At 73.8% G+C, this 13,750-nt stretch carries 11 protein-coding genes and 1 tRNA gene; 10 read left to right on the top strand and 2 right to left on the bottom strand.

The genetic code is table 11. The features are described 5' to 3' along the window. Positions 1 to 6: 6 nt before the first annotated feature. Positions 7 to 1,044: a GNAT family N-acetyltransferase gene (locus tag IO39_RS30745; protein WP_084773766.1), complete on the top strand. Its 1,038-nt coding sequence runs from the start codon at positions 7 to 9 to the stop codon at positions 1,042 to 1,044. Further along, a complete protein-coding gene (locus tag IO39_RS30740) occupies positions 1,041 to 2,165 on the top strand; it encodes a DegT/DnrJ/EryC1/StrS family aminotransferase (protein WP_043630249.1) in 1,125 nt (374 codons plus the stop codon). The genes IO39_RS30745 and IO39_RS30740 overlap by 4 nt, the downstream gene beginning before the upstream one ends. Here the strand turns inward: IO39_RS30740 and pdxR are convergent. Beyond that, positions 2,146 to 3,522, bottom strand: coding sequence for a MocR-like pyridoxine biosynthesis transcription factor PdxR (pdxR, locus tag IO39_RS30735; RefSeq protein ID WP_043630246.1), 1,377 nt, complete (start codon positions 3,520 to 3,522; stop codon positions 2,146 to 2,148). The genes IO39_RS30740 and pdxR overlap by 20 nt on opposite strands. Positions 3,523 to 3,593: 71 nt before the next feature. On the opposite strand from pdxR, the gene IO39_RS30730 reads away from it, so the two are divergent. The 8 genes from IO39_RS30730 to IO39_RS30695 all read left to right on the top strand — a co-directional run bounded on the left by IO39_RS30730 (position 3,594) and on the right by IO39_RS30695 (position 12,804). Further along, the gene (locus tag IO39_RS30730; protein WP_043630244.1) at positions 3,594 to 4,232 is read left to right on the top strand and encodes a pyridoxamine 5'-phosphate oxidase family protein; all 639 of its coding nucleotides are present in this window, start codon (positions 3,594 to 3,596) and stop codon (positions 4,230 to 4,232) included. A gap of 86 nt (positions 4,233 to 4,318) precedes the next feature. Beyond that, the gene (locus IO39_RS58100) at positions 4,319 to 6,757 is read left to right on the top strand and encodes a protein kinase domain-containing protein (RefSeq protein ID WP_052423569.1); all 2,439 of its coding nucleotides are present in this window, start codon (positions 4,319 to 4,321) and stop codon (positions 6,755 to 6,757) included. A 108-nt stretch (positions 6,758 to 6,865) separates the two neighbouring features. Further along, on the top strand, positions 6,866 to 8,590 hold the full coding sequence (locus tag IO39_RS30720; protein ID WP_043630242.1) for a serine/threonine-protein kinase: 1,725 nt from the start codon (positions 6,866 to 6,868) through the stop codon (positions 8,588 to 8,590). Between the two features lie 22 nt (positions 8,591 to 8,612). Continuing rightward, positions 8,613 to 10,052: a protein kinase family protein gene (locus IO39_RS30715; RefSeq protein WP_043630240.1), complete on the top strand. Its 1,440-nt coding sequence runs from the start codon at positions 8,613 to 8,615 to the stop codon at positions 10,050 to 10,052. Positions 10,053 to 10,163: 111 nt separating this feature from the next. Then, complete coding sequence (locus tag IO39_RS30710; RefSeq protein ID WP_043630239.1) at positions 10,164 to 11,339, top strand: DUF2510 domain-containing protein; 1,176 nt, start codon at positions 10,164 to 10,166, stop codon at positions 11,337 to 11,339. A 68-nt stretch (positions 11,340 to 11,407) separates the two neighbouring features. Beyond that, positions 11,408 to 12,001, top strand: a complete 594-nt coding sequence (gene orn, locus IO39_RS30705; RefSeq protein ID WP_043630238.1) for an oligoribonuclease — start codon at positions 11,408 to 11,410, stop codon at positions 11,999 to 12,001. 68 nt (positions 12,002 to 12,069) lie between these two features. Next, a tRNA-His gene (locus tag IO39_RS30700) sits at positions 12,070 to 12,145 on the top strand. 434 nt (positions 12,146 to 12,579) lie between these two features. After that, a complete protein-coding gene (locus IO39_RS30695) occupies positions 12,580 to 12,804 on the top strand; it encodes a helix-turn-helix domain-containing protein (protein ID WP_043630236.1) in 225 nt (74 codons plus the stop codon). Positions 12,805 to 12,952: 148 nt separating this feature from the next. On the opposite strand, the gene IO39_RS30690 is transcribed toward IO39_RS30695, so the two are convergent. Then, positions 12,953 to 13,624, bottom strand: coding sequence for a helix-turn-helix domain-containing protein (locus IO39_RS30690; RefSeq protein ID WP_043630235.1), 672 nt, complete (start codon positions 13,622 to 13,624; stop codon positions 12,953 to 12,955). Positions 13,625 to 13,750: the final 126 nt, after the last annotated feature.

Here is a 13,750-nt window from a genome sequence, read left to right as displayed (position 1 = left end):
TCGGAAGTGAGCCGATGGCGTGCCCTGCAGGAAGCGGACACCGCCTTCGACAACCCCTTCCTGTCTCCCGAATTCACCCTCACAGTGGGGGAGCTGCGAGAGCACGTACGTGTCGCCGTCCTCCACGACGGCCCCGACATCGTGGGGTTCTTCCCCTTCGAGCGACATCCGCTGGGCATCGGCAAACCCGTCGCGGCGGGGCTGACGGACGCCCAGGGGCTGGTCTACGCCAAGGGGCTCGACCTCGATCCGCTGCGACTGATCAAGCAGTGCGGCCTGGCGGTCTACGAGTTCGACCACCTGGTCTCCGGGCAGCCGCTGCTCAACGAGCGGCACGAAAGACACCCCTCGCCCGTCATCGACCTGCGTGACGGTTGGGAACGTTACACACAGACATTGCGGGCGAATTCCGGCAAAACGTACAAGTCCACGCTGGCCAAGTCGCGCAAGCTGGACCGGGACGCCGGGCCGGTGCGCCACGACTACGCGACCACCGAGCTGGAGCCCCTGCGCACGCTGCTGGGCTGGAAGACCGACCAGTACCGCCGCACCGGCCGCACCGACCGCTTCGCCCACCAGTGGATCGTGGAGCTGGTCGAGCGGCTGCTGGCCACGCAGTCGGAGAGCTTCGCCGGGGTGCTCGACATGGTCTACGCCGGCGACCGGCCGGTGGCCGGGCACTTCGGGCTGCGCACGCGCACGACGCTGGTCGGCTGGTTCCCCGCCTACGACCCCCAGTTCGCGAAATACTCCCCCGGCCTCATCCACCACCTGGCGATGGCCGAGCGCGCCGCCGAGTCGGGGATCCAGCTCATCGACATGGGCCGGGGCCCGAAGGAGTACAAAGACAAGCTCAAGACCGGCGAGCTGCAGGTGGCCGAGGGCCGCGTCGCCAGGGCGAGCCCGGCGGCGGGCGTGCACTGGATGATCCGGGTGCCGGTGCGCAAGACCCGCGCCACGGTCATGGCCAACCCCGTATTGCTCAAAACGGCCGACAAGGCGTTGAAAACCTACGGAAGACTGCGTACTGTCCTACAAGGGTGAAACAGCTCGCAGAGCGTACAGGTCGTCACTGTCTGTCGCTTCCGTCCAACAGGCTCGGTCTTTATCTGGCACTACGTCATTGGTGCGTGCCGGGGCAGCGCCTGCTCATGTCCCCCATCTCCGCCGACGAGATCCTCTTCCTCGTGCTGGCGGCGGGCCTGCGGCCGGTGATCGCGCCGCTGTCGCCCCGTGATGGCAACATCGACGTCTCGCGGGTCGACCTCGGCCTGGTGGACGCGGTGCTGACGACCAACCTGTACGGGCTGCCCGACGACGCCCCCGCGCTCTCCGGCAAGATCCTCATCGAGGACGTGGCGCACGCCATGGACACCGACCTCGGCGGCCGGCCACTGGGCACGTTCGGCCAGGCGTCGGTCTTCAGCCTGTCCAAGCACCCCGGCGCGGGCTCCGGCGGCGTGCTGGCCGTCGAGAGCGAGGCCGACCTGAAGGAGCTGGCGCGCGCCCGCGACGAGCTGCTGACCCCCGGCTCCCTGCGCGCCGACCTGTGGAGCGTGGCCACCTCCATGGCCCGGCAGGCCGCGCTCAGGCTCGGCCTCGTCCGCCCCGCGCTCGCGCTGGCGCGCCGGCTCGGCATGCAGGAGCCGCGCGAGGGCTACCGCATCCCGCTGAACGCCGACGAGCTCGGCCAGGCGCTCGCGCAGGCCCCCGCACTGCCGCCCTTCGACCCCTGGGTACGCGCCGACCTTCACGACTACCGCGCCCACCGGGGACGCGTGGCCCGCTGGTACCAGTCCAGGCGGCTGGCCAAGGTGCCCGGCGACCGGGCGCGCCGCGTCGAGGGCGTGCGCCGGCTGGCCGAGCTGCCCACAGTCGCGCCCGCCGTGCGCGACGACCTCGACCGGCCGCTGTTCCGGGTGCCGCTGCTGGTGCGCGACAGGGACGCGGCCATCGCCGAGCTGGAGCGGCACGGGGTGTCCACCGGCTACCTGTACGACCCCGCGTACGACGACTACGCCCCCCACGTCACCGAGCACTCCCCCGACCCCTCCGCCGCCCGCTGGTGGGCCCGGCACGTGCTGCCGGTGGACCCGATGTACGCCTCCCGCTCCCTGCCCGTGCTGCGCCGCCTGGAGCCCCCCGCTACCGGGCCTCACGGATGAGGCCGGCCAGGATGCGGCAGCCGCGCCGGACGTCGGTGAGCGAGGCGGAGCCGTACCCGATCACCAGGCCGTGCAGGCGCGGCTCGCCGTGATGGTGGCGGCGGGTCGAGTCGAGCAGGACGCCGCGCGCGGCGGCCCGCTCGACCACGGCCGGCACCATGTCCGCGGGCAGCTCGGCCAGCACGTGCAGCCCGGCCGTGTCGCCGCGCAGGCGGCAGACGGGGCCGAGCAGCTCGACGACGGCGGCGCGGCGGCGCGCGTACTCCAGGCGCATCCTGCGCAGGTGCCGGTCGAGGTCGCCGCGCTCCAGCAGGGTCGCCACGGCCTGCTGCACGGGGCCGCTGGTGCGGTCGCCCACCGCCTCGCGCAGCCCGGCGATCCGGGCGAGCAGCCCCGGCTCGCCGACCAGCCAGCCCACGCCCACGTCGGGGGCGAGGATCTTGGACAGCGTGCCGAGCAGCACCACCCGGGAGGGGTCGAGGCCGTAGAGCGCGGGCAGCGGGGCGACGTCGTAGCGGAACTCGGCGTCGTAGTCGTCCTCCACGACCGTCGCGTCCGTGGCACGCGCCCAGGCCAGCAGCCGCTCCCTGCGCGGGATCGGCAGCCGGCCACCCAGCGGGTACTGATGGGCGGGCGTGGTGTAGAGCACGCGCAGGTCGCCGGGGAGGCCGTCGACGATCACGCCGTCCTCGTCCACCGGGCAGGGCACCACCTCCGCGCCGCGCGCCGCGAACACCGTGCGCGCCACCCGGTAGCCGGGGTCCTCCACGCCGGCCCTGGCGCCCGGGGCGAGCAGGGCCAGCGCGCACAGGTCGAGGCCGTTGCCGGTGCCCCTGGTGACCAGGATGTTCTCCGGGCCGACGGCCATGCCTCTGGCGCGCCTGAGATGGTCGGCGAGCAGCTCGCGCAGGCGCGGCAGGCCGTAGGGATCGGGTGAGTCGCCGGGCGGCAGCTCCGCGGCCCGGCGCCAGGCCCGCTTCCACGCCGCGGCGTCGTAGTCGCGCACCCACGGGTCGCCGGGCGTGAGGTTGATGACGTCGGCGGGTGGCGGCGGCGGCGCGGGCACGTACGCGCCGCGCTCCGGCGGCCTGGGCGCCTGCTCCATGTCGGCCACGAACGTGCCGGAGCCATGCCGCCCGTCCAGCCAGCCCTCCGCGTAGAGCTGCTGGTACGCCTCCGTCACCACGGTCCTGCTCACCGCGAGCTGGGCGGCCAGGGCCCGGGTGGACGGCAGGCGCTCGCCCGAGGCCAGGGTGCCGTCGAGCATGGCGCGGCGCAGCCAGCCGGCGAGCTGCGCGGTGAGCGGTTCGGCCGAGTCTCGCGAGAGCGAGACCGGCAGGTCAACGTGGGTGCGCACGAAAGTGGTCTCTACGAAGGGGCGGATAGTGGCCCTACAGGATAGGTCCACTTCCTCCGTACGGTCGAATCATGCTCTCCACCACCGCACGCACCACGCTCGGCCGCGAGAAGCAGCGCGGCAGCACCGACAGGAGCGACCTGTACGACGTGCTCGACACCGGCCTGATCTGCCACCTGGGCGTGGTCGTGGACGGCCACCCCATGGTCGTGCCCACCGGCTACGGCCGCATCGGCGAGACGTTGTACCTGCACGGCTCCACCGGGGCCAGGTCGCTGCGCGCCGGCGAGGAGACGGACGTCTGCGTCACCGTCACCCACCTGGACGGCATCGTGCTGGCCCGCTCGATCTTCCACCACTCCGTCAACTACCGCTCGGCCATGATCTACGGCAGGGCCCGCCAGGTCACCGACCCCGGCGAGCGCCTGGAGGGCCTGCGCGCCCTGTCCGAGCAGCTCGCGCCGGGGCAGTGGGACTACGTGCGGCGGCCCTCGCGCAAGGAGCTGGCCGCCACGGCCGTGCTGGCGCTGTCGCTGGAGGAGGCGTCGGTCAAGATCCGGCGCGGCGGGCCGAAGGACGAGGAGGAGGACTACGACCTGCCGGTGTGGGCCGGGGTGTTGCCGCTGGTCACCTCATGGGGCACGCCCGAACCCGATTCGGTGCTCCCAGAAGGTATCGACACGCCGGTTCACATCCTCCGTCGGGAGTAGTTCCATAAGTCCGGAAGCCACCTGGAAAACCCGACTGCTTGATCACGCGTCTCATCAGGTGGGCCGGCTCCTGATGGGAGAGGCAGATGGAGTGGAGCGCTCCCGGTTACACGGAGATCAAGCAACTCGGCGCGGGCGCGAGCGGTCGCGTCGCGCTGGCCGTGCACGACGCGACCGGCGTCAGGGTCGCGATCAAGTACCTGTCGGAGGAGTTGTCACGCGACCCCGCCTCCCTGGCCAGGTTCCAGTCCGAGGCGCGGCTGCTGACCACCCTGCGCGATCCGAACATCGCCACGTTGTGGGAGTACATCCAGGACGTGGGCGGCGCGGCCATCGTGATGGAGCTGGTCAACGGCGTGTCGCTGCGCGCGCTGCTGCGCGAGCACGGGGCCACCGAGCCCGAGGCGGCGCTGGCCGTGCTGAAGGGCTCGCTGCTGGGCCTGGCCACGGCGCACGCCCTGGGGCTGGTGCACCGGGACTACAAGCCGGAGAACGTGCTCGTCCGCGACGACGGGATCAGCAAGCTCGTCGACTTCGGCATCGCCGTCCGGCAGGGCACCGCCGCGCGGCGCGAGGGCACGCCGCCGTACATGGCGCCGGAGTTGTGGGAGGGGCGGCCCGCCTCGCCCGCGACCGACGTGTACGCGGCCACCGCCGTCTTCTTCGAGTGCCTGACCGGGCACCGGCCGTACCGGTCCACCGAGCCCAGCGTCCTCGGCTACCAGCACGTCCACGCCCCCGTCCCCTTCCATGACGCGCCCGAGCCGGTGCGGGAGCTGGTGCGGCGCGGGCTGAGCAAGGACCCGGCGGGGCGGCCGGCCGGCGCGCTGGAGTTCGTGGCGGAGCTGGAGGCCGTGGCCAGGGCGGCGTACGGGGAGGACTGGGAGGAGCGGGGCAGGCGGCGGCTGGCCGCGCTCGTGGCCCTGCTGGCCCTGCTGCTGCCCCCGCCCGCCACGGGCCCGGCGGAGACGGCCACGTCGCTGGCCAGGACCGTGTTCCGCGACGCCGGCGGGCACGCGCGGCGGCTGGTGCGGACGAACCTGCGGCGGCTGGCGGTCGGCGGCGCGGTGAGCGCCGTGGCGGCCGCGGCGGTGGTGGTCGTGCTGGCCAACCGGCAGCCGCCGGCGCCCGCGGTGGGCGCGGCGGCGGCCGGGCCGCCGAGCCTGATCTCGACCGCGCCCGCCGCCGCCCCGGAGACCACCGGCGGCTCTACGCCTTCGGAGACCGGCCCGGTCACCGCCCCCGAGACGGAACCCGAGCCCGACCCGGGGGCCGGCCCGGACACCGGCCAGGAGCCGGGGCCGGAGGTCCCGCAGGTTGTGCCGCAGCCCTCCCCGGAGACCGGCCCGTCCGGCCGGAACCCGCGGACCGCCGCACCTCCGGGCCCCGAGACCACCCGCCCCACCACCCGGCCACCCACGACGCGGCCCCCGACCACCCGGCCCCCGACAACCCAGCCACCCACCACCCGGCCCCCGACCACGACACCACCGACCACCCGGCCGCCCACGACAGGCCCACCCACCACGACGCCGCCGACCACCCGGCCACCGACCTCGCAGCCGCCCACGACGCGACCGCCCACCACGGCACCGCCGACCACCCGGCCACCGACCACGCTGCCGCCCACGACGCGGCCGCCGACCACCGCGCCGCCGACCACGGCGCCTCCGACCACCGTGCCGCCCACCACGGCGCCTCCGACGACGCGGCCGCCCACCACCCGGCCTCCGACCACGAGGCCGCCCACCACGGCGCCGGCCGCGGCCGTGCTCGGGCTGGGGGTGCGGCTCTCCGTGCCCGCCGCGCCGGCCCGCGCCGCCACCGCCAGGGTGCTGGTCTCCGCGAGCGGCACCGGCGAGATCCCGGTACGGGTGCGGTTCGCGGTCGACGGTGACCCGGTCGCCACCCGTACGGCGACGTTGTCCGGACGCACCTCCTACGGCCGGGCCTTCACCCACGCCTTCGGCTCCCGTTCCTGCGGCGCGGCGCTGTCGGCGCAGGTGACGGCGGGCGGCAGGACCGCGACCGCGCGCGCCACGACCCCCTGCCCGCCGCGCGTGCTGCGGGTCTCGGTCGGCCGGGTGGGCACCGACGGCGGGCTGAGCGCGCCGGTGACCGTGACGACGGGGAACACCGGCCCGGTACGCCTCACCGTCCGGCTCTCGGCGGGCGGCGCGGGCGACACCCGTACCGTCACCCTGTCGGGCGGCACCTCCTACACCCGGACCTTCACCCTGCGGGCCAAACTGCCCTGCGGCTCGCGGTGGTCGGTGACGGCCGCCACGAACCCGGCGGCGGCGAGCGGCGGGGCCGCACGCGGCGGCTCGACGGCCGCGTGCCCGCCCACCGACCCTCCCGAGGAGACCCGGACCCCGACGCCGGCCCCGAAGGTGACGCCCAAGGAGTCTCCCAAGCCTCCCAAGCAGACACCGCGGGAGACACCCCGGGAGACACCTCGGGAGACGCCGCGGGAGACGCCGCGCGGGACGGAGAACCCCGACGCGCCTGGCACCATTGAGTGACATTTATCCGCATCTAGCGACATCTGTAGCGGGAAAGCGGTGCCCTCTGGTTAAGCTACGGACCGTTTGATGAGGGTGGGGGCCCAAGGAACTCCAGAGGAGACCGTTATGTACGGTGATGGGCCATGGGGGGTCCCCGGCTACACCGAGGTCCGCGAGCTGGGCTCAGGTGCGGCCGGTCGGGTGGTCCTGGCCAGGCGCGATCACGACGGCGCCGAGGTGGCGATCAAGTACCTCAGTGACGAGCTGAGGTCGGACGTCGGGTTCGTGGCCCGGTTCAGGCACGAGGCGCGGTTATTGGCCACGCTGCAGAGCCAGTACCACGCCCGGCTGATCGACTATGTCGAGACCGGCCGGGGCGCGGCCATCGTCATGGAGCTGGTCAACGGCGTGTCGCTGCGCGAGCTGCTGCGCTCCGAGGGGCCGACCGGGCCGGAGGCGGCGCTGACCGTGCTCAAGGGCTCGCTGCGGGGCCTGGCCTCGGCCCACGCGATCGGCGTCGTGCACCGCGACTTCAAGCCCGAGAACGTCATGGTGCGCGGCGACGGCACCAGCAAGCTCGTGGACTTCGGCATCGCGGTCAGGGCCGGGGAGGAGGCCGATGCGGCGGGCACGCCGCCGTACATGGCGCCCGAGCAGTGGTCGGGCGCGCCGGCCGGGCCCGCGACCGACGTGTACGCGGCCACGGTCGTGTTCTTCGAGTGCCTGACGGGCACGCGCCCGTACCGGGCGGCCAACATGGCGGCGCTGGCCCGGCAGCACCAGACCGCGCCGCCGCCCGTCGAGGAGGTGCCCGAGCCGCTGCGCGGCCTGGTCGAGCGCGGCCTGGCCAAGGAGCCGGCCGGCCGGCCGCCGTCGGCGGAGGCGTTCCTGACCGAGCTGGAGGCCGTCGCGGCCGAGGCGTACGGCGAGGACTGGGAGGAGCGCGGGCGCCGCCGGCTGGCCGCGCTGGCGGGCCTGCTGGTGCTGCTGTTCCCGAGCGCGCTGGAGGAGCCGGCCCGGACGACGACCTCGCTCGCCCGGACCCGCCTGGGCGAGCCGGCCCGGCTGCTGCGCAAGCTGCCCGCCAAGATCGCGGTCGCCGTCGTGGGCGTCGGCGTGCTGGTCGCCGCGACCGTGCTGGTCCTGACCTCCGGCTCCGACGAGCCGGTGCTGCAGGCGCAGACCAGCGAGGTCTCGCCCACCGCCACCGAGCCCACCGAGCCCGCCACGCCCGAGCCGGAGGAGGTCACGGAGGAGCCGGCGGAGGAGCCGCCGCCCACCCTGGACGAGACCACGCCGGAGCCCACCCCGACGGACGAGCCGGCCACCGCGGCTCCCCCGACCGCGGCGCCCCCGTCCGCCGCGCCGACGACCGCGCGGCCCACCAGGAGCGCCACGCCCCGCCCGGTGCGTACGCCGCCCAGAACCCGGAAGCCGGTCACGTCCAGGACGCCCACGCCGACGCCGTCGGCCGACCCCGAGCTGAGCGGCAACGTGGACGAGGCGAAGCGTGACAGGCCCGCGCCGTCGGCCACGCCCACGACCGCGGCGCCGACCGTCGCCCCGACGCGGCCCAGGCCCGCCCCCACCGACCCGCCCTCCGAGACTCCCACGGGCGAGGGGCCGGGCGGCAGCCAGGATCCCACCCTGACCGCGGGTGAGCCGACCCGTACCGGAGGCGAGGAGCAGCCCACCCTCACCGTCGCCGGGCCGGGCCGCACGGGCGGGGAGGCGTCGGGGGCCGACGCCGCCGGCGCACTGCTCGCGCTCGGCCTGGTGACGACGGGCGCGCTTCCGGTCACACTGGCGGTGAGACGCCGCATGGCGGGCCGCCACAGAAGGAAGCGCTAAGACGCGCCGGGGGGCAACGGCGATGAACAACCCTTCACCCGATATCGCCGGATTCCGGCTCACCGAACACACCTGGATGACCGAACTCGGCAACTGGATCGACGCCATCTCGCCCGACGGCCGCAGGGCGGGCGCGCTGCTGTTCGACCCCAAGCTCATCGGCCTGCCCGGCGTGCGCGAGCGCGTCGTGCAGGCGGTCATGACCGACCAGCGGCTGGTGCTGGCCGGGCTGACCGGCCTGATCCCGGTGGCGGACGTGGTCGCGGCCGGCGACCAGGTGTGGCTGCTCACCGCGCAGGCGGTCAGCCCCACCCTGGCCGACCTGCTGGCGGCCGGGCCCGTCGAGCCGGGCGCGGCGGCGTCCCTGCTGGTGGAGACCGCTCAGACGCTGCTGGCGCTGCACGCGGCCGGGGTCACGCACGGCTCGGTGCACCCGGGCACCGTGGTGATCACCGCCGAGGGCGTCTCGCTGCTGTCGGAGCGCGGCCTGTCGGACGCCATCCGCGCCCGGGTCTCCCCGCGCGAGCGCGACGCGGCGGGCTGGGCCTCGCTGGCGCGCGGCCTGGCCGCCTCCTTCGGCGGCGGCTCGCCGGAGGCGGCCGAGCTGTTCGAGCGGGCCGCGGCGACCGCGGGCACGCTGGGCCTGGGGCCGGCGCGGGACCTGCTGGTCAACGAGCGCGGGCGGCTGCCCGGCGGCCGGATCAGCAGGGACGGGCTCGCGGTGGCGGCGCGCGGCCGGTCGGCGTTCGCGCAGTCCCCGTCGTACGGGCGGCCGCCGGCCCCGGCGCCGGCCCGCGACGAGGGCGACATCGTCACGCTCCTGCACGTGCCCGGCCACACGGCGGGGACGGTCCCGGGACAGGGCGCCGGTCAGGGGGCGGGTCAGGCCGCGGCATATGGGGCCGGGCAGGGGGCGGGGCAGGCTCCCGCGCACTTCGGGCCCGGGATCGGCGCGGCCGAGCCGAGAGCCGAGACGCCGGCCGAGCGCATCTGGCGGGCCGGGCGCGAGGAGGCCGCCACCGTGCACCGCCCCGGCGGGCGGCAGGCCAGGGCCTCGCGGGCGCGGCGACGGCGCACGGTGCTGGCCACCGCCGTCTTCGCCGTGATCATGGCGGGGGCGATCCTGGCCTGGTTCCGGCTGGGGAACGCGCCGGAGCTGGCGGTCAAGTCGATCAACGTGGTGGCGCCGAAGAAGACGCAGGGCTGCGGCAGCGCCGTCCAGATCACGGGGACCGTCGTCACCAACGGGGCGGCCGGGGAGATCGTCTACGAATGGCGCAAGAACCTGGACAAGGAGGTCGTCAAGGGGACGCTGCGTACGAAGGAGAACCAGACGTCGTACACGGTGCCGCTGCGGTGGACGCTGGAGGGCAGGAGCAGCGTCAAGGCCACCGCCACGCTCCGCATCGTCGCGCCGGGGCCGGTGCGCACGGACAAGGCCAGCTTCACGTACAAGTGCTGACCGGGCGGACACACGCCGGCCCGCCGGGCGGCGGCCCGGCAGGGGCGCCGGGTGGTCCTTGATCACTCGTCGGCAATGCATCTCAAAGCGGTTCTTACTAATCTGGCGACCATGACCACGCAGACCCCCGCGGGCTGGTACCCAGACCCCTACGGAGAGCCCCAGCTCCGCTGGTGGGACGGCACCCAGTGGACGGACGCCACCCACGCGCAGGAGCAGGGGCCGGCCCAGGCACAGCCCCCGACCCAGCGGTCGTCCGCTGGCCCCCAGCCCCAGCCGCCGACCGGCCCCGGCTGGCCGGTGACCCCGGCGAACCCCACGCTCCAGTACGGCTCGCCCACCTCCGGGCAGGGGGCCTACGGCGCACCCACCACGCCCACCACGACCACGGCGCCCGGCGGGCCGGGCGGCCCGGGCGGACCGGGCGGCTCCACGCCTCCGGGGCCCGCGCCGCAGCCGCAGTGGAGCGGCGCGCAGCCGTCCGGGCCCGGGTTCGGATACGCGCCGCCGCCACCGCCCAAGCAGAGCAACCCGATGCCCTGGGTGTTCGGCGGGCTGGCGGCGCTGGTCGTGATCGCGCTGATCGTGGTGGCCGGGCTCGTCTTCGTCAACAGGGGCGGCGGCGACACCGCCGCGCGGCCGATGCCGGCCGACACCTTCGAGCCGCGGCAGCCGCCCACTCAGGAGCCGCCCTCGCAGGGCCCGCCCTCCCGGCAGCCGATGCCCACCCTGCCCCCGTTCCCTCAGCCGGCCGGCGGCCGCGTCACCGACCCGAAGGCCGGCGTCTCCTTCGAGGTGCCCGAGGACTGGACGGTGCCCGAGCCCCGTTCGGTCAACAACGGCAACGTGGCCGAGCAGCAGTGGACGGCCGCCGTGGGCGCCACCTCGCACGAGAACTACGAGGGCGAGTCCGACTGGGTCGGCAACGTCTACACCGGCGAGCTCAACGAGCTCTACCCCTACACCGGGGTCTCCAGCATGAGCGACACGGCCAAGACGATGTTCCTGCAGTTCTCCACCCAGTACTACTCGCCCGCCCACGGCAGCAGGATCGTCGAGGACAAGGCCATGAAGATCGGCGACCGGGACGGGTGGGTGCTGCAGTTCGAGCTCGACTTCACCAAGATCTCCGAGCAGAACGGCTACAAGTGGAAGAAGGAGAACGGGGCGATCGTGCTCATGGATCGCGGTGACGGGCAGCGCCCGGCGGTCGTGTACGTCTCCGTGCCCGACAATCTGGGCACCGACGTGGTCGGCAAGGTTCTCGGCTCGCTCAAGCCCGCCTGACCGGTGGCACTAGGCTGGGAGGGTAACAAGCGGGCGGATTGCTCCGAGCCGCTGGGCGAGGAGATCGTATGAGTGACTTGCTGGTCTGGATCGACTGCGAGATGACCGGGCTCGACCTGAGTCGCGACGCGCTCGTCGAGGTGGCGTGCGTCATCACCGACAGCGAGCTCAACCAACTGGACGAGGGCGTCGACGTGGTCATCAAGCCGCCGCCGGAGTCGCTGGAGCAGATGTCGCAGGTCGTGCGCGAGATGCACACGGCCTCCGGGCTGCTGCCCGAGCTGCCCGGCGGCGTGACGCTGGCGGAGGCGGAGTCGCTCGTGCTCGACTACATCCGCCGCCACGTGCCCGAGCCGAAGAAGGCGCCGCTGTGCGGCAACTCGATCGGCACCGATCGCACGTTCATCGCGCGCGACATGCCCGGGGTGGATGGTTATCTGCATTACCGGATGATCGACGTCTCGTCGATCAAGGAGCTGGTGCGCCGGTGGTACCCACGGGTCTACTTCGCCGCGCCGGAAAAGCAGGGCGGACACCGGGCTTTGGCGGACATCACGGAGAGCATCAGGGAGCTGCGCTACTACCGCGCGGCGGTCTTCGTGGGCCAGCCCGGGCCCGATTCGACGACCGCGCGAGCCCTCGCCGAGCGTGTCAGCGGCTAATCGAGTGGCGTAAAGACTCCCGAATCCCGCTACACTTTTCCTGTGCCACCACGCAGTGGGTGGCCATGGTGGGTGTAGCTCAGTTGGCAGAGCGCCAGGTTGTGGTCCTGGATGTCGAGGGTTCAAGTCCCTTCACTCACCCCAGGGCGAGCGGCCGGTCCTTCGGGACCGGCCGTTGTCGTTTCCCCGGCCACCGCCTTTTCCCGCCGTCGCCGCTTCCGTTCCACCACCGCCGCCGTTCCACCAGCGCCGCCGCTTCCCGGCCGGCGCGCTTCGGCCGCCGCTGCCGCTTCCCGGTCGATGCGCTTCCGCTTCCGCTCCTGCCGCCGCCGCTTCCCGGCCGGCGCGCCTCCGCCGCCTCTGCCCTGTGCTTCCACGGTCGCTGCCGGGGTGGTTCCGCCGCCGATCGCCCGGGGCGCGGGGTTCTCGGGGATTGCGGGTTTCTGGCCGGCTGCCGTTTTCTCCGGCGCAAGTGGCCCCAAAACATGACAATGCGGGTTATGCTCGCTGTCTAACGCTAACGCCGGCAGCACGGGGGCCATCGGCGATCTGACCGTCTGCGCGCCCCCGGAGGCCGGATGAGAGTCGACGACGCAGCTATCCATAGCGTGATCACGTCACTGAGCAAGCGCGAGGCCGAGGTCATGGACCTGATCGCCACAGGTCAGTCCAACGGGCAGATCGCGCAGCGACTGTTTCTCAGCGAGAAGACAGTCAAGAACCACGTCAACCGGATCTATGCCAAGCTCGGCGTGGACTCCAGGGTCACGGCCATCGGGCTGTGGCTGTCCCGCCGCCAATAACCGCCCCGGCCGGCTCCACGCTGACCGCCGCGATCGGTGTCACCGCTCACGCCCTCCTCCCCCGCCGTCCAGGCGGACCCGAGGAGGGCCTGCGGCACGCCCGGGCCCAGGCCCGGGGAGGATCGCGGCACGCCCGGGTCGCGGGGCGTCAGCCGGGCTTGATGCGCCGGCCCGTCAGGCGGGTGGGGACGATCTTGAGGTACTGCTCGCGCTGCCCGCCCACCCAGGGCTCCACCCCGGTGGCGGCGGCGGAGGCGCGCTCGTCCTCCTCGGTGACGTGGTGCAGCGAGCCCTGCGCCAGGACGCTCCACCCGCCCCGGGTCAGCTCCTCGATACGGTCGACCTCGAAGGCCACCTTGTACTCCACGTCCTGCATCCCCGTGCGCAGATCCTCGTCGGTCGACCCGCCCGGCTCCGTGCGGAAGACGATCGCGCCCTCGCTCATCCGGAAGTTCACCGGCAGCACGGTCGGCCCGTACCGGCCCACGAAGGCGATCCGGCCCACGCCGCCGGGCTCCAGCAGGTGCCGGCACTCCGCCTCGTCGAGGGCGACGAGGTCCGGGTGGGGCGAGGCCGGGCCGGCTCCGGAGGGGGTCTCGGCGACCTCGCCGAGCAGTCCCTCCACGGTCGTCTCCAGGGCCTCGGCGAGCCGGGCGAGCGCGTCGCGCACCGGCAGGCCGGGACCGCCCTCAAGGCAGGCGAGGTAGCCGGCCTCGACCCCGGAGCGTCGCGCCAGCTCCTCCTGCGTGAGGCCCAGCGTCTCGCGCCGCTGGGCGATCCGGCGGCCGAGGCGTTCGATGGTGGTCACCTGCTGAGACATGTGGCGATCTCCTTCCCCGGGTCACGCTAACCGCCCCTACCCCGGGCAGGGCCTGCCGCAGGGATGGTTTAAGAGAAGCTGGTGGTGCCATAGGCATCCATGACACTGTCGAAGGGGAAGGACTTG

Origin of the sequence: Nonomuraea candida (genome assembly GCF_000725485.1) — a bacterium.
Lineage (GTDB): Bacteria > Actinomycetota > Actinomycetes > Streptosporangiales > Streptosporangiaceae > Nonomuraea > Nonomuraea candida.
Note: the sequence above shows the minus strand (reverse complement) of the source record. Positions and strands in the feature narration are given on the sequence as shown.

Excerpts from the sequence above, each read along its gene's own strand:
- IO39_RS30730 (WP_043630244.1), top strand. The coding sequence starts at position 3,594 with ATGCTCTCCACCACCGCACGCACCACGCTCGGCCGCGAGAAGCAGCGC.
- IO39_RS58100 (WP_052423569.1), top strand. The coding sequence starts at position 4,319 with ATGGAGTGGAGCGCTCCCGGTTACACGGAGATCAAGCAACTCGGCGCG.
- IO39_RS30720 (WP_043630242.1), top strand. The coding sequence starts at position 6,866 with ATGTACGGTGATGGGCCATGGGGGGTCCCCGGCTACACCGAGGTCCGC.
- IO39_RS30715 (WP_043630240.1), top strand. The coding sequence starts at position 8,613 with ATGAACAACCCTTCACCCGATATCGCCGGATTCCGGCTCACCGAACAC.
- IO39_RS30710 (WP_043630239.1), top strand. The coding sequence starts at position 10,164 with ATGACCACGCAGACCCCCGCGGGCTGGTACCCAGACCCCTACGGAGAG.
- orn (WP_043630238.1), top strand. The coding sequence starts at position 11,408 with ATGAGTGACTTGCTGGTCTGGATCGACTGCGAGATGACCGGGCTCGAC.
- IO39_RS30695 (WP_043630236.1), top strand. The coding sequence starts at position 12,580 with ATGAGAGTCGACGACGCAGCTATCCATAGCGTGATCACGTCACTGAGC.
- IO39_RS30690 (WP_043630235.1), bottom strand. The coding sequence starts at position 13,624 with ATGTCTCAGCAGGTGACCACCATCGAACGCCTCGGCCGCCGGATCGCC.